At 47.2% G+C, this 21509-nt stretch carries 20 protein-coding genes; all 20 read right to left on the bottom strand.

Going from position 1 to position 21509, the window contains the following annotated elements; translation table 11 throughout:
• The 20 genes from J2W69_RS06230 to iscR all read right to left on the bottom strand — a co-directional run bounded on the left by J2W69_RS06230 (nt 1) and on the right by iscR (nt 21425).
• Nucleotides 1–702 (bottom strand): response regulator transcription factor, encoded by a 702-nt coding sequence (locus J2W69_RS06230; protein ID WP_473091922.1) that lies wholly within the window; start codon nt 700–702, stop codon nt 1–3.
• A gap of 25 nt (nt 703–727) precedes the next feature.
• Complete coding sequence (locus J2W69_RS06225; RefSeq protein ID WP_310275665.1) at nt 728–3112, bottom strand: carboxypeptidase regulatory-like domain-containing protein; 2385 nt, start codon at nt 3110–3112, stop codon at nt 728–730.
• A 623-nt stretch (nt 3113–3735) separates the two neighbouring features.
• Nucleotides 3736–4362: a hypothetical protein gene (locus J2W69_RS06220; RefSeq protein ID WP_310275664.1), complete on the bottom strand. Its 627-nt coding sequence runs from the start codon at nt 4360–4362 to the stop codon at nt 3736–3738.
• 219 nt (nt 4363–4581) lie between these two features.
• On the bottom strand, nt 4582–5247 hold the full coding sequence (locus J2W69_RS06215; protein ID WP_310275662.1) for an AbiU2 domain-containing protein: 666 nt from the start codon (nt 5245–5247) through the stop codon (nt 4582–4584).
• A gap of 643 nt (nt 5248–5890) precedes the next feature.
• The gene (gene der / locus J2W69_RS06210) at nt 5891–7363 is read right to left on the bottom strand and encodes a ribosome biogenesis GTPase Der (RefSeq protein ID WP_310275660.1); all 1473 of its coding nucleotides are present in this window, start codon (nt 7361–7363) and stop codon (nt 5891–5893) included.
• A gap of 185 nt (nt 7364–7548) precedes the next feature.
• A complete protein-coding gene (gene bamB, locus J2W69_RS06205) occupies nt 7549–8733 on the bottom strand; it encodes an outer membrane protein assembly factor BamB (protein WP_310275659.1) in 1185 nt (394 codons plus the stop codon).
• Between the two features lie 9 nt (nt 8734–8742).
• Nucleotides 8743–9381, bottom strand: coding sequence for a YfgM family protein (locus tag J2W69_RS06200; RefSeq protein ID WP_310275657.1), 639 nt, complete (start codon nt 9379–9381; stop codon nt 8743–8745).
• Between the two features lie 11 nt (nt 9382–9392).
• Entirely contained in the window at nt 9393–10667 is a 1275-nt protein-coding gene (hisS, locus tag J2W69_RS06195) for a histidine--tRNA ligase (RefSeq protein ID WP_310275654.1), read from the bottom strand.
• A gap of 44 nt (nt 10668–10711) precedes the next feature.
• The gene (gene ispG, locus J2W69_RS06190; protein WP_008900502.1) at nt 10712–11827 is read right to left on the bottom strand and encodes a flavodoxin-dependent (E)-4-hydroxy-3-methylbut-2-enyl-diphosphate synthase; all 1116 of its coding nucleotides are present in this window, start codon (nt 11825–11827) and stop codon (nt 10712–10714) included.
• A complete protein-coding gene (locus J2W69_RS06185) occupies nt 11827–12903 on the bottom strand; it encodes a RodZ domain-containing protein (protein ID WP_310275652.1) in 1077 nt (358 codons plus the stop codon). Before J2W69_RS06185 ends, ispG begins: the two co-directional genes overlap by 1 nt.
• Entirely contained in the window at nt 12900–14324 is a 1425-nt protein-coding gene (gene pilW / locus J2W69_RS06180; protein WP_310275650.1) for a type IV pilus biogenesis/stability protein PilW, read from the bottom strand. The genes J2W69_RS06185 and pilW overlap by 4 nt, the downstream gene beginning before the upstream one ends.
• Before the next feature lie 23 nt (nt 14325–14347).
• Complete coding sequence (gene rlmN / locus J2W69_RS06175; RefSeq protein WP_310275648.1) at nt 14348–15472, bottom strand: dual-specificity RNA methyltransferase RlmN; 1125 nt, start codon at nt 15470–15472, stop codon at nt 14348–14350.
• Nucleotides 15473–15605: 133 nt separating this feature from the next.
• A complete protein-coding gene (gene ndk / locus J2W69_RS06170; RefSeq protein WP_008900498.1) occupies nt 15606–16037 on the bottom strand; it encodes a nucleoside-diphosphate kinase in 432 nt (143 codons plus the stop codon).
• Nucleotides 16038–16217: 180 nt separating this feature from the next.
• A complete protein-coding gene (fdx, locus tag J2W69_RS06165) occupies nt 16218–16556 on the bottom strand; it encodes an ISC system 2Fe-2S type ferredoxin (protein WP_008900497.1) in 339 nt (112 codons plus the stop codon).
• Nucleotide 16557: 1 nt separating this feature from the next.
• Nucleotides 16558–18414: a Fe-S protein assembly chaperone HscA gene (hscA, locus tag J2W69_RS06160; protein WP_310275645.1), complete on the bottom strand. Its 1857-nt coding sequence runs from the start codon at nt 18412–18414 to the stop codon at nt 16558–16560.
• A gap of 8 nt (nt 18415–18422) precedes the next feature.
• Entirely contained in the window at nt 18423–18944 is a 522-nt protein-coding gene (gene hscB / locus J2W69_RS06155) for a co-chaperone HscB (RefSeq protein WP_233081646.1), read from the bottom strand.
• A gap of 12 nt (nt 18945–18956) precedes the next feature.
• Nucleotides 18957–19280, bottom strand: coding sequence for an iron-sulfur cluster assembly protein IscA (iscA, locus tag J2W69_RS06150; RefSeq protein ID WP_233081649.1), 324 nt, complete (start codon nt 19278–19280; stop codon nt 18957–18959).
• A gap of 3 nt (nt 19281–19283) precedes the next feature.
• Entirely contained in the window at nt 19284–19667 is a 384-nt protein-coding gene (iscU, locus tag J2W69_RS06145; RefSeq protein ID WP_008900493.1) for a Fe-S cluster assembly scaffold IscU, read from the bottom strand.
• A 41-nt stretch (nt 19668–19708) separates the two neighbouring features.
• On the bottom strand, nt 19709–20923 hold the full coding sequence (locus J2W69_RS06140) for an IscS subfamily cysteine desulfurase (protein WP_310275642.1): 1215 nt from the start codon (nt 20921–20923) through the stop codon (nt 19709–19711).
• Between the two features lie 19 nt (nt 20924–20942).
• Nucleotides 20943–21425, bottom strand: coding sequence for a Fe-S cluster assembly transcriptional regulator IscR (iscR, locus tag J2W69_RS06135; protein ID WP_233008344.1), 483 nt, complete (start codon nt 21423–21425; stop codon nt 20943–20945).
• Between the last annotated feature and the right edge of the window lie 84 nt (nt 21426–21509).

Here is a 21509-nt window from a genome sequence, read left to right as displayed (position 1 = left end):
CTAACTATCCTCCGCAATTCGGTAGCCGATGCGATGCACTGTATGAATAAGCGGGCTATCAAAGGGTCTGTCTATAGCCTGGCGCAGCTTGTACATATGTGAGCGAAGTGCATCGCCATCGGGGATTTGGTCAGCCCACAACAAGGTTTCGAGCGTATCGCGATCCACAACAGAAGGCGCCTCTTCCATCAATCGTTGCAGTAGTTTCATGCCAGCAGGATTGAGATCGACGCGCCTCCCGGCACGATGGACTTGCATAGTAGACCTGTTCAGAGTCAGCTCCCCCACACTGAGCAGGTTGTCGGTTTTGCCGTGGCTGCGTTTATACAGCGCTTGCAGTCGCGCATGTAACTCCTGCAATGCAAATGGCTTGACCAAATAGTCATCGGCTCCCGCCGAAAACCCCTTCAGTTTATCGTCAAGCGTGTCTCTCGCCGTGAGCATAAGCACGGGTGTGTTGACTACGGCATCAACGCGCAGTTTTTTGCAAAAACTCAGGCCATCCATACCGGGCAGCATCAGGTCCAGTACTATAACGTCGAACGGGTTCGTCAACGCCAGGTGCATCGCGCTGATACCGTCGTAGGCAAAATCCAGAATATAGCTATGCTTTTCAAGATAGGCGGCAATGTTCGCACAAATGTCGCGATTATCTTCGACAATCAAGGCTCTAATAGGCGCTGCACCAAGATTCTGTACCATCTACTCCCCTCCCTTTACCAGGCCCTTACCAGGCATAGTCAAATCGAAGACCAATCAATGGCTCGGCTTCGCTCTCGTCTTTCACTTCAACGCCCCGGCGGTAGTCAAACCCGGTGTCGTCACCCGACGAGGCTGACGTGACGTTGATCACATCGAGAAAGGCAGTGACATCTATAGGGCCAAAGGCGCGTCTATAGTCAACGCGAAGGTTCAACAAGCCTGAACCGCTTTTACGACCGACATTACGCTCAGTGATCTCTTTCGAGTAGCGTAACGGTTGTCCTGCGCCCAACACGTCTGCATGAATAATAAAGTTGTCGTCTGGCCTGCCGGAAAGATATTTGTAGCGTCCTGCGACCTTCCAACGGTCACTGATTTCCCAGGTCAGGCCGAGGCTGGCAACATGGTCGCGGCTGAATTCGGCGGCGACGTCACCACGACCGTCTTTGCGGTCGACTACGGCATCGTTGTAAGAATAGGTTGCACTGGCGTAAAGTCCTTCGCGAATTGTGCCCATGACAACAATATCGACGCCGTAGGATGTGCCGTCTCCCATGTTGGCAAAGGTACCGCTAGCCCTATCAAGATCTACCACCAGGTTGTCGAGGTTTTGATAATAGGCCTCAGTCAACACCGACCAATTGGTGTTCGGGAAATATTTGAAACCTGCACTGGCATGGCTGATTTTTTCATTCTTCAGATCGTTTGACTCGTTAGCAGCCAGGTATAGAAACCGTGGCGACTGATGAAAAAGCCCCGCGGTTGCAAAATATCTGACCTGACCAGCCGGCTGCCAGTTGACGCTGAACCTGGGGGATACCAAGCTCTCGTTGGCAAAACCGTCCCGTTCGAGCCGCAGGCCTGTGCCAAAATCCCAATCACCCAGCTCAAAAACCTGATTAACGTAGCCAGCATAGCTGGTTTCTTTTTGCTTTATTGAAGAATTGATATTCTCTGGAGTCAGCACAATAAAACGCTGTTCAGGGTCAGGTCTGAAATCATCGTCGTCGTATATAAAACGGTTCCAATCGCCATCCAGGACAGTGTTGTAGTCGAGATCAATTTGCGTGATCTGAACACCCGAACTGAACAGGCCCCATTGATTCGTTGTCTCAAAATCGCTGCGCCAGCCGATCTCCGTTTCATTTTCACCTATGGTCTTAATGTCTTCCCGCACCGGAAAATCAGAGGCGGGTGAGCCTGCCGGTACCAGATCAGGAAAGGCTTCGCCCTCTGAGCTTATCTTGTCGCTTTTGCGGTAGTACACCTTATTGGTCCAGACTGCTTCTTCACCGATTAATGATCGCAATGTCAGACCATACAAATCACTATCTTGTTCAGAAGACTGAAGAGCAGCATCTTCGAAATTGGGCGATTCGAAAACGTGAGTGACGTCGCGAATATAGTCTTCGTGTGTATCCATCAGCAGAATTTCAACTGTGTTGTTTTGATTAATGGGTATAACCGACTTCAGGATGATATCTCTTAACACTGGCTCGCCAATATCCAGTTCTTCAATAGTTTCAAACAAGGCGCCGAAGTCCAGCCGCCTTGCAGAAAACAGCATAGTAGAGTCATCAGTGATACCTGTAGGGCCGTCGTAACCCACTTCATAACCTGCAAGATCGTAGCGAAAACTTGCTGAAGGGCTTGGATTGCCATCGGCGACGTCTAATTTGAGTAGCGATGCTGCCCGACCGCCATAAGCCGGACCCCAACCACCGGGCGAGAATTGTGCGCCGCCGATCACGTTCGGTGCGAAAATCGAGAAACGACCACCCCCACCCACATCTTCCTCTTCACCCAAAGTGGCATCAAAGTGCACCGCTTTATCAAAGGGAAAGTCATCGACGAATAACAAATTATCTCTTGGGCCACGGCCACGGACACTAAAGCTGGCGAATTCACTGGCGGATGCCAGGCCAGGCAATCCGTCCAGTGACAGCAGCGGATCTGCACCTCCGCCCACAGCGCTTGCCAGGGCTTCTCTGTCGAGATAAGTGCTGGAGCCTGATGCAAATGCATCAGATTGTCGCCCTCTAACCTCTACGACCTCAATGGAGTGCTCTTTAAGTTCGAATTCTATTTTGATAGTTTTGCGCGTAACCACCCGTACACTGGGCGCATTTAATGAAGCAAAGCCGTTTTTGGCAACGTCCACTGAGTAAAGACCAGGCTCGAGCGACTCAACAAGGATGCGCCCTTGCTCGTCAGTTTCTAAAATTTGAGTGGCAGAGGTTTCCCGTTGCTTAATACTGATCTGCACATTTGGGAGTGGCCGGGCAGTATGCTGATCTTTGACTATAAAAGTCAGCGCACCGGGCGCTTCTGCTGCATGGGTAAAAACTGGCAAGCCCATCAGCAGCGCCCACAGAGTCAACCACGATACTTGTCTGAATTGCTTACTCATAATGTCATCCCTCTAAGAGTTAACCACGATACCTGTTGTCTACTCATCTCGCTAACCTCCAAAAATCGACCGTATTTATTTGAAGAAACGCTGGCAGGCTAGCAGAGCCAATGTGACTAAAAAGTCGCCAAATTATGAAAGTTACATTAGAGGCAGGATGTTTGTAGCAGCAAAACTACAGCATTTGGAATGCTCGGGTATATCGGAGTGGTTTTGTGCAGAGTAGGTATAGTGGCATATAAGCGGGAGCTGAATTAAATCCTGCACACATCGCAAAATCTGATCCCAGCATTAGTTGCTATTTGCTACATTTTTTACTTTAAAGCTTTCGCCTTCGGCGAGATACTTTCTTTTGCTTCGCCAAAAGACAAGTATCCAAAGAAAAGGCGACCCCAGGTCGCAGCGAAAGCCCGGCCCAAAATCGTGCGTCCAAGGCGACTCGGCAACTCGTTCGTCGCTACCGCTCCTCGCTCAAACACTCCTCGTCTTAAAACCTTGGCCACCCAATTTTGTCCGGCTCGCGCCCCAATGGGGATTGGTGCCAGTAGTTGGTAAAGCTTTTCTGGTCGGATGCAAAAAGCGGAAGCTGCGCGGTGCCCGTTGTTAACCTTTGCTTGGTAGCACTAAAACTTTACCTTAACATTATCAAACCTAGATTCTTCTATCCGAGAAATCGCTATTTGTTCTGCTGTGAAGCCTAAACTTATTAACACAGGGAACACTGCTTTATTGGATGTTAAGTCTTTAGCGAAGTTAAATCGCTCACGATGCTCAAGAAGAAAATTCAACTTATGAAGCAAAAAACAGGAGAGCTTTATAGTGTTTTTCATTGATGCAACACAATATGAACCGTTTTCAGTGAATTCTTTCAAAAATAATTCTGAATGGTGCTCAATTTGACTAAGGTTGCTTGGAATACGCTTAATTTCGAGTCTTTGCGGCGACGTCAGTAACAAAGCTGATTTCTTATATAAATCAGCAAGCACCTCTGAATTAATCTTCTTTGGCATAGGAATTGGTATTTCTCCCGAACCTGCCAGTTCAGGTTCGGCTCGTAAATTTAACAGGAAGTTAAAGTTAGCAGCTAAATCCTCCGCAAGCTCGAAATGGATATCTTCGAGCTCAATAAATACCTCTTTTATACTTTCCTTTCTGTGTGTTTCTGCTTTCTTTTTTTCAATAGTTGGGATTAAGAGAACTGACGTGAGAACCCCTAAGAAATATAATCCAAACTTGACTGCAAAATCCATACGGTACCTTAATCGTGCTAACGCCCGCCATAAACGCGAGCAGCTTGTTGCAAGTCGAAGCACTGTGGTCGCGTTTTTGATGACGCTTGTCAGAGCCGCATTACAAGTACTTGTTGTATACCGGACATTATCGCCCCGAGTTGGAGCAATCATACGTAGGTTAAAATACTGAACGAAATGACGGGAGCCTACGCATTATTGTCCCACTGACTTAGTTTGTTATTTACCATGCTGATCATTAGCCATTCTTAGTTTTGCAATAAACGACGAAACATCTTTATCAAAAGGTAACGTTACCTCAATATCGGTGTATGTTTTCGGGTCTTTAATAAGATCGAATATATCTTGTATTTCACGAATTATTTCAGTGAGTGTATTTGCATCGAACTTGAGTTCAAAATCATATTCTCCCATCGCAGTTTTTAAGTCAGTGTGCGCTAAAATTTTATTTCTCCAAATCTTGATCCCAGTATTTTCATAAGAATTTTGCAGCCGACTATACGTCTGAGTGAGTTCATCATTTGCAGCGACTTCGACCAACCTAGCCAGAGACAAGTTTTCATTTTGACCTCCTCTTCCAGAAGATGCTGGATCCATTAAGCAAGCCACTTTCAGACATATTTTCTCTATAAAGCTACGTTGAATTCGATAGAATAATAATCCATTGAATTCATTTAATACTGAACAAGCCTCATCAGAACAAAAAAGTTGATTATAGATTGTTAGGTCAGTACAGAGAGAAGTAAAGTAATCTTCGAAACACTTCAGCTCATTTGCACAGAAAAGTTCACGATTGATGGAAATGCTTTTTGGAGGTTGAATTCCTGTTCGCTTGTAAAAATCTTCATGAGTTGAAGTTTTAAATTTTTTAAAGTCGTCAGACATAAATACATCCTTGTTGTTGCTTTAACAGTAGCACATATCGGTTAAGCCAACTAGCGGCCAAAATCGTAACTTTATGATGTCCAGCGAATGGACGCTAGGGTCAGGTATTGCGATTTGCCCCAATACCGCTTTTCGCTCTTTGCAGCCTTAGTATCAAATCAATTCCAACAACTGGCACCAAATCCCCATTGGGGCGCGAGCCGGACAAAATTGGGTGGCCAAGGTTTTAAGGCTGGGAGTGTCTGAGTGAGGAGCGGTAGCGACGAGCGAGTTACCCAGCCGCCTTGGACGCACGATTTTGGGCCGGGATTTCGCTGCGACCTGGGGTCGCCTTTTCTTTGGATACTTTCTTTTGGCGAAGCAAAAGAAAGTATCTCGCCAGCGGCGAAAGCTTTAAAGTAAGAAATGTAGCAAGCAGCAACAGGTACAACTACAGACTTGCACAATCAGCAGTATAAGGTCGTAATGAACGACTCTGACACTACGGGCGGGTACAAGACCCGCCCCTACAATTTGTTTGTGGATGCAGTTGGCAAATGCAAGAACCCAATAGAGACGGGCAGTTATCATCCCGACCCCAACAATTCCCAATCGACGAGAAGCCCACAAACAACAAGGCCAGCTTTCGCTGGCCTTATCTGACTTACTTCTTATTCACCAGATTCGCTCTGGCTTTTAAGATACGGTCCCGTTTGTACTGCTGATTTGGCGTCAGCATACTACGTTTGCCGGCAAAGGGGTTTTCGCCTTCGCGGAATTCAATCCGCACTGGCGTACCCATCATCTGTAACGATTTACGGAAATAGTTCATCAGATAACGTTTGTACGAATCTGGCAGGTCGTCTACCTGAGTACCGTGGATCACGATAAGAGGCGGATTGTAACCACCGGCGTGAGCGTATTTCAGCTTCACCCTACGGCCTTTCACCATAGGTGGCTGGTGATCTTCCACTGCCATTTTCATAATACGGGTTAAAAGCGCAGTGCTGACACGGCGGGTGGCCGAGTCGAACGCTTCTTCTACCGATTCAAATAAGTTACCAACACCTGAGCCGTGTAATGCAGAGATAAAATGCAGGCGGGCAAAGTCGATAAAACCTAAACGTCTGTCGAGTTCACGTTTTACATCTTCTTTGACGCGCTCGTCCAGGCCATCCCATTTGTTGACGGCAAGCACCAGTGAACGGCCCGCATTTAACACAAAACCTAAAATACTTAAGTCCTGATCAGAAATACCTAAACGGGCATCCAGCACTAAAATCACTACGTTGGCATCTTCAATAGCCTGCAACGTTTTAATCACAGAAAACTTTTCGACCATATCGTCAATTTTGCCACGACGACGCACACCAGCCGTATCAATCAGGGTGTATTCGCGCTCACCACGGGTCATAGGGATATAAATCGAATCCCGTGTGGTGCCTGGCATGTCAAATACCACAACACGCTCTTCACCTAAAATACGGTTGGTTAAGGTAGATTTACCGACGTTTGGACGACCGACAATGGCCAGCTTGATATGCTGATCCTTAGCCTGAGTAATGTCCTCTTCGCTTTCTTCTTCCAGCTCTTCAGGTAATTCTTCACCGCTTTCAATAGCAGCAATACGTTGTTGTTGCTGTTCAGACAACATAGGCAATAACGCATGTTGCAGCAAAGACAAGACGCCACGGCCATGCACAGCAGCTATAGGATAGACTTCACCCTGCGCCAGACTGTAAAAGTCTGCAGTGGCGGTATCTGCATCCAAACCATCGGTTTTATTGGCGACTAAAAACACCTTTTTATTGATACGACGTAAGTGTTGCGCTATTGCATCATCAGCCACAGTAGCACCAGCACGAGCGTCTACCATAAACAGCACTATGTCAGCTTCGTCTATCGCTTTGAGTGACTGTTCGGCCATTTCCACTTCAATGCCTTGCTCATTGCCGTCTATACCACCGGTATCGACCACAATAAATTCGTAACCTTCGTATTTGACTGAACCGTATTTACGGTCTCGCGTCAGGCCCGGGAAATCTGCCACTAAGGCGTCGCGGGTGCGGGTCAAACGGTTAAATAATGTTGATTTTCCAACGTTGGCTCTGCCAACCAAAGCCACTACAGGTAACATGGTTTTACCTCAAATAAAATTACTATGTATCCTTGTGGATACCGCAGGCCGACTGGCCTTCTTACTCTGTCACGCCAGGCTTTTCAGCCACGGCAGCTACATAAATGGTTAAACTTTATTAAACAACAAGGCCGGAGGCGATGGTTTATCGGCTCCGACCTTGTCTTATTCCATACTCAGTTGGTTTAAGGTAAGCGTATTAAACTTAGCTCACCGTCCCGGGTTTGGATCACTAATTCATCGGCTGAGCTTACACCCTGCACATAAAAACCTGAACCGTAAGAGTCCTGAGCGACAAAGTCACCGCTGTTTTTATCTAACCAGAACAGATTCCCTTCCACATCGCCAATAGCCAGATAGTCTTTGTACACTGTTGGGCCAGTCAGGAAATGTTTGTGTAAACCTAATTGTGCCCATTGCTCTAAACCGTTGCGACGGTCAATGGCAAAAATTTTGCCTACGCTGTCCACCAGATAAATCGTATTGCCTTCGATGGTCATATCACGGAAGCTGGCGTATTCGCGTTTCCACATTACCCGGCCAGTGCGTAGTTCTAATGCCACTAATTCACCATTAAAGGCGATGGCGTAAATAGTACCGTCTACCACTACAGGTGTTGCATCCACGTCTACCATACGGGATAAATCTGTTGCGCCTTTTGGCACTGCAATGGCTGCGTCCCAGGCTAAGATGCCTTTATCAGCAATGAGTACTGACACTTTGCCTGCACCACTGCCAAAAATCACACCACCGTTGGCCACTACAGGTTCACTGGTACCACGTAAACTTAATAAAGCACTTTCCTGCTCATGCATCCAGCGCTGCTCACCTGTATCAGGGTGCAATGCAAACATATAACCAGCAGAAGTATTTACCAGTACATAACCTTCGCCTGCTGCAGGTCTGGCAATGACTTCGCCTTTCACTTTGACACGCCATACCAGCTCGCCGGTTTCAGGATCTAACGCCAGCACATCGCCGTTTTCAGTACCTACAAATATTTTATCGTAGCCCTGGCTGATACCACCTGAAACCCGTGCTGTTTCAGAGTTCCAGAATTTCAGACCATCCAGCAAACTGCCTGAGCCGTCATTACGCACATCAAAAGTCCAAAGGCGTTTGCCTGACTCACGATCAAAAGCCATCACCAAACCAGCACGACTGGCAGCAAAGACTTTATCTTTGTAAATTAATGGACGCAGGGCTGAATCGTAATGTTCAACACCTTTACCCACAGATGCACTCCAAATTTCTTTGGGATTAATTTTGTTGTTAATTTCCGGATAAACCAGCTCTTCTTTGGAAGAACAAGCGGCCAAAGTCGTCAACAACACCAGCATTAAGCCGATACGGGACCTGAATAACTTCACTCTTACACCTTAAGCAGCAGTTACGTGCGCCAGTTCGTCTAATTTCACTTTCAGAATTGGATTCTGAGCATCTTTATTCGCTGCTGCGGCAGCCAGGTAGGCCGTTTTAGCCTTGGCCAGCTCACCTGAACTGACAAGCACGTCACCAACCAGCTCTTGCTGCTGCGCTTTAAAAGCTTCAGGCACAGCCAAAGCCAGAGTCGCTAAAGCAGCTGGGTAATCTTTTTGTTCATTTTGCACACGGGCTAAACGTAGTTGTGCCAGGGCTTTAATTTCTGGTTGTGTGGCGTTAGTGGCAACCCAGCTTAGTTGCTTCGCTGCAGTCGTATAATCTTCTTTGGCAACAGCTTCTTTGGCGGCGACTAAGGCAGCCAGCAGAGCGTATGAAGAATCACTGTTTTCATCGACAAAAGTCTGAAACTGCGCCAACAACTCAGGGTTTTCCGCTGCTGTTTGTTGTTGCTCCAGTAACTGGGTATAAGCGCTGGAAGCCGCCATAGTGTTTTCCAACTGAGTGTCCTGAATGTAACGCCAGCCGTACAATCCACCTAAACCTAAAACTACACCTGCGATAATAGCGGTACCGTTTTCTTTCCAAAAGCGTTTAATGGCTTCAACTTGTTGTTCTTCGCTGTTGTAAATTTCCATCTTCGATCCCTTTAAACCAGCTGCTTTAAAAAGCAGCTTAATTCAGTCAATTTAATATTTTGTTGTGGCTTTTCTTCTCTGAGCCATTTCAGCGTAATTTCGCCCGCAGCCAGTTCAGTTTCACCTAATAACAAACCAAGGCTGGCGCCGGATTTATCTGCTTTTTTCAGTTGTTTCTTTAAGTTGCCGCCACCGGAGTGCGTCATTAAACGCAAGTCAGGTAAATCATTACGCAGGGCTTCGGCAATAGAAACTGCGGCAAGTTCCGCTGCATCCCCTAAGGCCATCAGATAAATATCAGTTTGCGCCTGGGCTTTTGGCAATAAGTCTAAGGTTTGCAGCAATAATACCAGTCGTTCCATACCTAAGGCAAAACCAACTGCCGGAGTGGCCTTGCCACCCAGTTGTTCAACCAAGCCATCGTAACGGCCACCGGCACAGACAGTACCCTGTGAACCTAAGCTGCTGGTCACCCATTCAAAGACAGTTTTGTTGTAATAATCCAGGCCACGCACTAAACGTGGGTTGATCACAAACTCAATACCAGCGGCTTTTAAACGTTGTTGCAGGCCATCAAAATCAGCTTTGGATTCATCATCTAAATAATCCAAAAGTTGTGGCGCTTTGCCCAGCATGTCCTGCATCACCGGATTTTTACTATCCAGCACCCGCAGCGGGTTGCTGTGCATACGGCGTAAGCTGTCTTCGTCCAGTAACTCTTTGTGCTGTTCTAAATAGGCCACTAAAGCAGCGCGGTAATCAGCGCGAGCCTGATTCGAACCTAAAGAGTTCAGCTCCAGAGTCACATGAGACAACAAACCTAAGCTTTTCCATAAACGGGCGCTGAGTAAAATCACTTCGGCGTCAATGTCCGGGCCTGCCATACCAAAAGCTTCTAAACCAAACTGATGGAATTGACGGTAACGGCCTTTTTGTGGCCGCTCATGACGAAACATCGGGCCCATATACCACAGCCGTTGTTCCTGGTTGTACAGCAAACCATTCTGATTGGCTGCACGAACACAAACCGCTGTACCCTCAGGGCGCAACGTCAGACTGTCGCCGTTACGATCGGCAAAGGTGTACATTTCTTTTTCGACAATGTCGGTCACTTCGCCGATAGAACGCTTAAAGAGTTCAGTCATTTCAACTATAGGAAAACGAATTTCCTCATAGCCATAGTTGCTTACTGTTTTACGTAAAATCTGTTCCACATACTGCCATGCCGGCGTATCAGCGGGTAAGCAGTCGTTCATGCCACGAATGGCCTGGATATCTTTAGACACGGGTTTTATCTCTTTATCCTAAGCGGATGATGCAGCAGTGCTGCTCAATCCAGCTGTTTAATTTCAATCAGTCGTTTTTGCTCTGCCAGATACAAACGGATCTGAGCTTCCAGCTGCTCTGCAACAGTGTTGTTATCAATGCGTAATTTCTGGCGCTGGCCTTTGAGGTAAAAACCACTCATACGGTTGGCCCCTGCTACGCCTAAATCAGAGATCAGCGCCTCGCCAGGGCCATTGACGACACAACCAATCACAGAAACAGTGACAGGGTCGATAATATCTTCCAGTCGTTGTTCCAGTTCATTCATGGTTTTGATCACATCAAATTCCTGACGGGAACAACTTGGGCAGGCAATAAAGTTAACGCCGCGGGAACGAATGCGCAGTGATTTTAAAATATCAAAACCCACTTTCACTTCTTCCACCGGATCGGCCGCTAACGAAATACGTAAGGTATCACCTATGCCTTCAGACAACAGCATGCCAAGACCAATAGCCGATTTCACTGAACCAGCACGGGCGCCGCCCGCTTCAGTAATACCTAAATGCAACGGCTGCTTAATTTGTTTCGCCAGCAGGCGGTACGCACCTACAGCTAAAAACACATCTGAGGCTTTGACACTGACTTTAAACTGGTCGAAGTTCAAACGGTCCAGAATTTCAACATGGCGCATGGCCGATTCCACCAGAGCTTCAGGCGTAGGCTCGCCATATTTCTCTTGCAAATCAGCTTCCAGCGAACCGCCATTAACCCCAATACGGATAGGAATATTTTTATCGCGGGCCGCTTCAACCACAGAACGAATACGGTCTTCACGACCTATATTGCCAGGGTTAATGCGCAAACAATCCACACCGTACTCAGCCACTTTCAGTGCGATACGGTAGTCAAAATGAATATCGGCCACCAAAGGAATAGGAGATTGCTGTTTGATCAGCTTAAAGGCTTCCGCCGCTTCCATGGTAGGCACAGACACCCGCACCAAATCAGCGCCAGCTTTCGCTATAGCGTGAATTTGTGCCACTGTGGCTGCGACATCTGTGGTTTTGGTATTGGTCATTGACTGCACTGCAATAGGAGCATCACCACCTATCAGTACATTACCCACTTTAATCTGAGTGGACTGGCGTCTCTTAATTGGGTTTTCTGCGTAACTCATCAGTTTTGTCCGAGGGTTAACCGGGCGACCCGACCTGTTGGATAACCTGACAGATCAATGGCTTCGCCATTAAAGCTAAGAGTGGCTGCGGCGGCGTTGCCTAATAAAACTCTGACCGGTGCTACACCACGTAAATTTAACTCTTCTCCCGCTTGTCTGCTGCCAAAAGCCAGACGTTTGCCTGTAGCGTCCACCACATCAACCCAACATTCTGCGGTTAATGACAGACTGATGCTGGCATTGGCCGCTGCATCTGTTGTTGCTGTGGCTGGAGACTCTGTGATAGTTGTAACCGGAACATCCACTGCTGGAACATTGGCAGTTGTGACTTCAGGCACTGGCGACAGAGTTAAAGTGTCAGATTGTGTTGCAGCAGTTGGTGGTACTTGCGGCTCAGTCTGAACAGGAGTTGGTGCAGCTATTTGCTCTTGTACAGGCAATACCGGAGCATCTGCAGCCACAGTGGCTTGTGGCTGAGTACTGAGTGCCGAAGTCTCTGTTGGTGTTGGCGAATGCTCCAGTTGAGTGACTGGTATTGAATTCTGTGGTTGCAGGCTTTGCTCGTACACTTCGCTTTGTGTCGGCTGCGTTTCTTCGCTGGCCAGCATAGTTTCATCTGTTTGCGCCATAGGCAAAGCTGTGCCTGAAGCCGAACTGCCAAAACGGCTCTGCCAGAATCCCAGCACTAACAACACCACAAAAACTGCGATCACAAAATAAGTGACCCAGATAAAGCGGTTTTCTGTGGCTTCCTTAGCGGTACGTTTGGAAAAGCTGCGGGTCAGGCTTGGCACCTGATGTAAACCTTTAGAGTTACTGCTGTAAGCGTCCAGCACTTGCTGAGCCGGTATTTTCAGTAGTTTGGCATAAGAGCGTAAATAACCACGGACAAAAGTTGAAGACAACTTAGCATCCACCTGATCCAGTTCAAGATCGTCAATCAGGCTTTTGCCTAAATTCAGTTGCTGTGCCACTTGCGCTGTCGTCAGATTTTGTTGCTCTCTGGCCTGACGTAAGGTTTGTCCTGCGCTTAAAGTTTGTCCTGCGCTACTGGGCTGCGTTAATTCAGTCGTCATAATTCTAATTGTGCCGGATCTTTTAAGTAGATAAATTGCCCAGCCCGTATCGGGCTTTGCTCAGTTAAGTTGTTCCATTGCAGCAGGCTGGTTAGTTTCACCCTGTAACGCATCGAAATCCGGAATAAGGTGTCGCCATACTGGACTTGATAACGTTCTGGTACTTCAATTTGTGGTTCGATCTGCCGGGGTGCTTGTTGTCCAATCCACAGGACCTGGCCCTTGACTATAGGCTGATTATCACGCAAAGAGTTCCAGCTGATTATATCGCTAATAGTAACACTGTAACGCTCTGCTATGCCATACAAGGTTTCATCTTGTTGTACTTCGTGTTGCTGAACTTCTGTGGCAGAGGCAGCTGCTGTCACTTCAGGCTGATGATCTGACTCAGAGGAGGCTACGGCTGCTTCTGTCGCCAGTTCTGTGACCGCTAAGTTTTCGGATACAACCCTGGATTCAGGCAAAGGCTCTGCGACAACTGCCGGGCTTAACCTGGCTTCTTCTGTGTACTCTGCCACTGCTGCCGGAGGCTTTTTGCGGGTGATTTTGATTTTGGGCTGAACCACACCAGCTTTGAGCTGCTCTTTCGGTTGTTGCAACAATTGCTGCTTATAGTCTTGCCTGAGCAGACTGAATTCAGACTCCCGAAGTTTACCCTGACTAAATAACAGAGTTTCCTGACTTTGCGGATAAGTGGTCAGCAATAGCTGCTCGGCCATTTGCATCCGGCTATAGTCTTGCTGCTCCTGCGCTATCAGATAACCCAACAACACCGAGCGTGGAGAAATTTGCGACGCACTTTGCATTCTGTCCAAAAGTACCTGGGCTGCGGGTAAATCAGCCATCGCATAATTAACCGAAGCTAAGTTAAACAAAGCGCTGGGGCGACTGGCATTGTGTTTGATGGATAAATCTAAGTAGGTCTTTGCCTGAATAAAGTCTTTTTGCTCTAAACGGCACAAGGCGATGTTTTCGTAGCTGTCGGCGGCACGGATATAGCCAGGGCGGCTTATCGCCTGTAACAATAACTGTTCGGCTTGATCATACTTACCGCGCTGGCATAAAAAGGCACCGTAGTTGTTATAGGAGTCGGCGTTATTAGGTTCGAGCTGAATGGCTTTCTGGTAAGAATTTTCTGCCGCATCAAATTCTGCGACCTGCTGATAATAATAAGCCAGGGCGTTATGCACCTCGGCCAGCTCTGGCGCTAAGCTTTTGGCTTTTTCCAGATTAAACTTGGCCTGAGCATTGTCTCCCCTTTGCAGGTAATTAATGCCTAAAGCAATTCGGGTGCGGGCGGCTTCTTTTTGATCCGTCTTAGGACGAATTTGACGGTCACTGCCCACTACCGTGGTTTCAGTGACACAAGCCGCTAACTGTAAACTGAAAACAACACAAGCCAGGAGCCTGAGTTTTTGCATAGGAATACCAGTTGAATGGAGTGTTACACCATTTTTACTGAAATCTCCTGAGCTTTCATCTGTTTTTTTTCTAAACGTTTAGTTCTGTCTATTACATCACCCACCAACTGACCACAAGCAGCGTCAATATCATCACCACGGGTCTTACGCACCATCACTGTATAACCGTGTTCCTGCAGCACTTTATTAAAGCGATCGATGCGGGAATTGCTGGAGCGTTTATAAGGCGAACCAGGGTATGGGTTAAATGGGATCAGGTTGACTTTAGACGGCGTACCTTTGAGGGCATGCGCTAATTCATGGGCTTGTTCCATGCTGTCGTTGACACCATCCAGCATCACGTATTCGACTGTGACTTTATCGTTGGCCCGTGAATCTGTGACATAACGCTTCGCCGCAGCCAGGAATTCTTCCATAGGGTATTTTTTATTCACCGGCACTAATTCATCACGCAGCGTATTGTTGGGTGCGTGTAAAGAAATGGCCAAGGCCACATCGATACGCTCTTTCAGCATATCTAAGGCTGGTACTACACCTGAAGTACTTAAAGTGACACGGCGTTTGGATAAACCAAAACCAAAGTCTTCCAGCATCAGCTCCATAGCTGGCACTACGTTGTTCAGATTCAGCAAAGGCTCGCCCATGCCCATCATCACCACGTTAGTGACTGGTTTTTCGCCTGTATCGCCGTAGCTGCCAATGATTTGAGCCACACGCCATACCTGACCAATGATTTCAGACACTTTTAAATTGCGGTTAAAACCCTGCTGGGCAGTGGAACAAAAAGTACATTCTAAAGCACAGCCAACTTGCGAAGACACACATAAAGTGCGGCGGTCTTTTTCCGGGATCCAGACAGTTTCCACTTCCTGACCACCAGCCAAACCCATGACAAACTTGATAGTGCCATCGGCGCTGTCCTGACGAGTTACCACAACTGGTGCTGCAATCACGGCTTTTTCTTTTAACTTGTCGCGCAACTTCTTGTTGATGTTGGTCATTTTTTCAAAGTCGTCGATGCAGAAATGGTAAATCCATTTCATCACCTGATCGGCTCTGAAGCCAGCTTCACCAATAGAGACAAAAAACTCCTTCATCTGGGTACGGGTCAGATCAAGCAGATTGACTTTGTTTTCTGTTTGGCTCATTTGGGCTTTTCCTCACAACATAGATAGATAAAAAATAGGACAGTTTAAATAGATAGAAAGGGAGCTAAGCTCCCTTTCACTATAAATCGTCCCTGTGGATCAGTTTAATTAGTTAAACTTTTCCTAAACACTCTTAGCGAGTGCGTGCACACAATTCAGCTTCAGTGAAGAAGAACGCGATTTCACGGGCAGCAGAAGCAGCAGCGTCTGAACCGTGAACAGCGTTTTCGTCAATGCTTGCAGCGTAATCAGCACGTAAAGTACCGGCAGCAGCGTCTTTTGGATTAGTAGCACCCATGATTTCACGGTTTTTACGAACAGCGTCTTCGCCTTCTAAAACCTGAACCATGACCGGGCCAGAAGTCATGAAAGATACTAAAGCGTTGAAAAATGGACGCTCTTTGTGCTCGCCGTAGAAGCCTTCAGCTTGTTCCTGGCTTAAGTGCAGCATTTTAGCAGCAACGATACGTAAACCTGCAGACTCAAAACGGTGGTAGATAGCACCGATATGGTTCTTAGCTACTGCATCTGGTTTTACGATTGAAAAAGTACGTTCTAAAGCCATGACAGACTCCTGTAATCAAAAGGGTGAATAAATTTAAGGCCGCGAATTATACGCTAAGCAAAATAAAAAGCCTATTTTTTCTAAATAGAGCGGATAAAGCTTTTATTTTGTGATCAAAACCAGTGCTGCAACTAGTAAAAAAGCAGCTCGAAGCTGCTTTTTTATATAACCAGAGCAGAATTAATGCCCTTCGCTGACCATATTGACTGTGTATTTAGGGATTTCGACTGTTAAATCTTCATCCGCTATACGGGCCTGACAACCTAAACGTGAGTCTGGCTCTAAGCCCCAGGCCTTATCCAGCATATCGTCTTCCAGCTCATCGCTTGGATTCAGTGAACGAAAGCCTTCACGCACTATGACGTGGCAGGTGGTGCAGGCACAGGATTTCTCGCAGGCATGTTCAATAGAAATACCACAACGTAAAGCGACATCCAGCACGGTTTCACCTGTTTGGGCTTCGACTGCTACGCCTTCTGGGCACAATTGTGCATGGGGTAAAAAGATGATTTGTGGCATATCAGACCTCGTCAACCTTATGACCTTGCAACGCCTTACGGATGGATATATCCATACGGCGCGCTGCAAACTCATCCGTTATATGATTGGTATGTTCAATGGCGGCTTTAATAGCGGCCGTGTTGTCGCCTTGTTTGACTGTCGCAAGTTCAGCAAGGGCTTGTTCTACACTTAATTTTTCTTCTGCAGTTAACAATGCAGCATCGGCATTTAAGGCCGCACTGACAGCTTCCAGTACCCGCTCAGCTTCCACTTGTTGCTCTTTTAACAAGCGCAGCTGCATATCCTGCTTGGCATACAACATAGAGCTTTGGATCATGGTCGCAACCTGATCGTCACTTAAGCCGTACGAAGGTTTCACCTGAATACTGGCGCTGACCCCTGTCGATTTTTCCTGTGCTGTGACACTTAATAAACCATCGGCATCGACCTGAAAAGTGACACGAATATGAGCGCCACCGGCGGCCATAGCCGGAATATTGGTCAGATTAAAACGCGCTAAAGAACGACAAGCATCCACCAGTTCACGTTCGCCTTGCAGCACATGAATAGCCATAGCGGTCTGGCCATCTTTAAAAGTGGTAAATTCCTGAGCACGGGCCACTGGGATCACGGTATTACGTGGAATAATTTTTTCCACTAATCCGCCCATAGTCTCTAAACCCAAAGACAGAGGTATCACATCCAATAACAAGGTATCGTGATCAGATTTATTGCCCACCAACACATTGGCCTGAATAGCAGCACCAATGGCGACAACTTTATCCGGGTCAATCGACGTTAAAGGCTCTGCAGCAAAAAACTCCGCCACAGCACTTCGTACCAATGGCACTCGGGTAGAACCACCGACCATCACCACTTGTTGAATTTCTTCGGTTTCTAAACCAGCATCACGCAGCACTTGTTTACAGGCGCGAATGGTCTTGCGCACTAAAGGCTGAATTAAGGCATCAAAGTTGGCACGGCTGATCTGGCCTTTAAATTCGCCGGAGGCGAGTGGCAGGACAAAATCCAGCTGCTCTGTTGTACTTAAGTTTTCTTTGATTTGACGGGCGCTCACCAGATACTGGCGCAGCTCTGAATGCGAAAGTGTACTTTGGCCAGTTTGCTGTTGTAACCAGTTCACTACAGTGTGATCAAAATCATCCCCACCTAAAGCCGAGTCGCCGCCTGTGGCCAACACCTCAAACACACCACGCTTTAAGCGCAGGATAGAGATATCAAAAGTACCACCGCCTAAATCGTAAACAGCAACCACACCTTCCTGACCTGAATCCAGACCATAAGCTAAAGCGGCAGCTGTAGGCTCGTTCAGTAAACGTAATACATTTAAACCTGCCAGCTTAGCGGCGTCTTTGGTCGCCTGACGTTGTGAGTCATCAAAATAAGCAGGCACAGTAATGACCACACCTGTCAGCTCTCCGCCTAAGGTCTGGCTTGCGGTATCAGCTAAAGTCGCCAGAATTTCGGCTGAGACTTCCACCGGGTTTTTAATACCCTGAATAGTATTGATAGCCACTAAACCTGATTGGTCTACCAGCTCATACGGAATATGTTCTGCATCGGCGTTGATTTCAGCAAAACCACGGCCCATCAGTCGTTTCACTGACACTATGGTATTGTGTGGGTCGAGCACAGCATCAGCTGCTGCAGCATGACCTACTATGACGTTGTCCGCTGTGTAACGCACCACAGAAGGCAGCATGTCTTCGCCTGCTTTATTAAACAGCGTTTTGGCTTCGCCACTGCGAACAGTAGCAACGAGCGAATTGGTGGTACCGAGATCAATACCTGCGGCTAACTTGTGTTGATGTGGAGCCGCGCTTTGACCGGGCTCTGCAATTTGTAATAACGCCATGCTGCTCTTTAATCTTGTGTTTGTTCAATCAGCTCCAGCTCGTGCTGTAGCTTAAAGAAAAATTTGAGTTTGCGGATTATATCAGCCGCCTGATGATCGTGCTCAGGGTTGTTGGCATCCAGTGCCGATTGCAACTGTCGTAATAAGGCTTTTTTCTGCTGCTGAATTTGCTGGTCGGCTTCGTCAATCAACGCATCAGGATCAGCAGCGTCGCTGATTTCGGCCAGCAATTCGCGTAATTCCATTTGCTGCATTAAAAACGCAGGCTCCATAAAGCTGCGTTGCTCGTTACTGATTTTTAAACCCCGTAACGCCAGTAAATGTTCAGCACGTAATAACGGCTGTTTTAAGCTGTGGTAAGCATCGTTGATATTGGCAGCCTGTTGTACTGCCATCAGCTTATCGCGCTCGGAACCTGCGGCATGTTTATCCGGGTGAAATTGACGTTGCAATTCCAGATAACGGGTGCCTAATTCTGTCAAATCCAGCTCGAACTGAGCTGGCAGATGAAAAAGCTGAAAGTAATTCATCTGCGCCCTTTGTTAAACGGTGAAGCTTTCGCCACAACCACATTCGCCATTGACGTTGGGGTTGTTAAACTGGAACCCTTCGTTTAAACCTTCTTTGACAAAATCCAGCTGAGTGCCATCGATATAGACCAGGCTTTTGCCATCAACTATGAGTTTCAGATCGTTGTATTCAAACACCTGATCGTCATCGTTTAAATCGTCAACAAACTCCAGCACATAAGCTAAACCTGAACAGCCTGTGGTTTTTACACCCACACGCAAGCCAAGGCCTTTGCCTCTGTTGGCCAGGAAACTTCTGACGCGATCCGCTGCCGCTGGTGTCATTGAAATTGCCATAACTTAGTTCCCGTGACGTTGTTTGTAATCAGCAATGGCTGCTTTGATTGCATCTTCCGCCAGAATAGAGCAGTGGATTTTTACCGGAGGTAAAGCCAGTTCCTGCGCTATATCGGTGTTCTTGATTAAAGCCGCTTCGTCTATGCTTTTGCCTTTAACCCATTCAGTCACTAATGAGCTGGATGCAATAGCACTGCCACAGCCATAGGTCTTGAACTTGGCATCTTCGATAATGCCTTCAGCGTTAATTTTTAACTGTAACTTCATCACGTCACCACAAGCCGGTGCGCCAACCATACCTGTAGCTATGCTTGGGTCGTCTTTAGCGAATGAACCGACGTTACGCGGGTTTTCGTAATGGTCTATGACTTTAGTACTGTATGCCATGATTCGTATCCTCTAATCCCCTGGGGGATAATGTTCTTAACTTAGTGTGCAACCCAGGCTACGCTGCCTAAATCCACGCCGTCTTTGTACATTTCCCACAGAGGTGACATGTCGCGTAATTTATCAATGGCGTCATGCACTATCTTAATGGTGTGATCAATTTGCTCTTCCGTGGTGTAACGGCCGATGCTGAAACGAATAGAACTGTGTGCCAGCTCGTCGGTTAAACCTAAAGCACGTAATACGTATGAAGGCTCCAGACTGGCTGAAGTACAAGCTGAGCCTGAAGATACGGCTATATCTTTTAACGCCATAATCAGGGACTCACCTTCCACATAGTTAAAGCTGACGTTGGTAATACCTGGCACACGTTGCACAGCGTCACCATTTAAAAACACCTGTTCTATGTCTTTAATACCATCCAGCAGACGGTCACGTAACACTGCTACACGTTCACGCTCAGCATGCATTTCTTCTTTGGCAATACGGAAAGCTTCACCCATAGCCACTATCTGGTGCGTGGCTAAAGTGCCTGAACGCATACCACGTTCATGACCACCACCGTGCGTCTGAGCTTCTAAACGAATACGTGGCTTACGGCGTACATACAAAGCACCAATGCCTTTTGGACCATAAGTTTTATGGCCTGAGAACGACATCAGGTCTACTTTTAAGGTCTCTAAATCGATGTCCACTTTGCCTGTGGCCTGAGCCGCATCAACATGGAAAATAATACCTTTGCTGCGGCACATCTCGCCAATAGCAGCGATGTCCTGAATGACACCAATTTCGTTATTCACAAACATGATGCTGATGACTGTAGTATCAGGACGGATAGCAGCTTCTAACTTATTCAGATCCACTAAACCGCTGGCTTCTACATCCAGATAAGTCACTTCAAAACCTTCACGTTCCAAAGAGCGCATGGTATCCAGCACAGCTTTGTGTTCAGTTTTGGCGGTGATCAGGTGTTTACCTTTTTTATGGTAAAACTGAGCTGCGCCTTTAATAGCTAAGTTGTTTGATTCGGTTGCGCCTGAAGTGAATACAATTTCACGTGGGTCGGCGTTCACCAGTTCGGCAATTTGCGCACGGGCAATTTCTACCGCTTCTTCTGACTGCCAGCCGAACTTGTGCGAACGAGACGCTGGATTACCAAAACAGCCATCCATAGTCAAAAATTGCATCAGTTTTTCGGCCACCCGCGGATCAACCGGGGTTGTGGCTGCATAGTCTAAATAAATAGGTAGCTTCATTTTCTGCTCCGGCTTTTGCCTACAACTGGCAACTGACTTCAATTTCAGTTGCTGGATTTTTTAACACACGGCCATCTTGCCGTTTCGCCACTTTTTTCACTTCATTCTGGCGAACCAGTTCACCTAAGGTGATACCGGTGAGGAAGTCTTCGATACGATCGCTTAAGTCTGTCCACAAGGTGTGGGTTAAACATTTAGCGCCGCTTTGACAATCAGATTTACCCTGACAACGTGTGGCATCTACGGACTCATCGACCGCACTGATCACAGCAGACACTGATATTTGCATCGGGTCCAGGCCCAACTGGTAACCACCACCAGGACCACGCACACTGCTGACCAGACCTTGTTTGCGTAAACGGGCAAACAATTGTTCAAGGTAAGACAGGGAAATTCCCTGCCGTTCAGAGATATCCGCCAATGAAACCGGACCGGACTCAGCATGTAATGCAACATCCAGCATAGCGGTCACAGCGTAACGGCCTTTTGAAGTTAAACGCATAACGGACTCCCTGAAACGAATGGCGCAAATTGTACATTCTTGACTGTTTTAGTCAAGTATTAATCCTACCGTTTTAGTCAGGTA

It is taken from the genome of Rheinheimera soli (assembly GCF_031457405.1).
Taxonomy (GTDB): domain Bacteria; phylum Pseudomonadota; class Gammaproteobacteria; order Enterobacterales; family Alteromonadaceae; genus Pararheinheimera; species Pararheinheimera soli_A.
The sequence above is the reverse complement of the archived record's forward strand: the minus strand, read 5'-3'. Positions and strand labels throughout refer to the sequence as shown.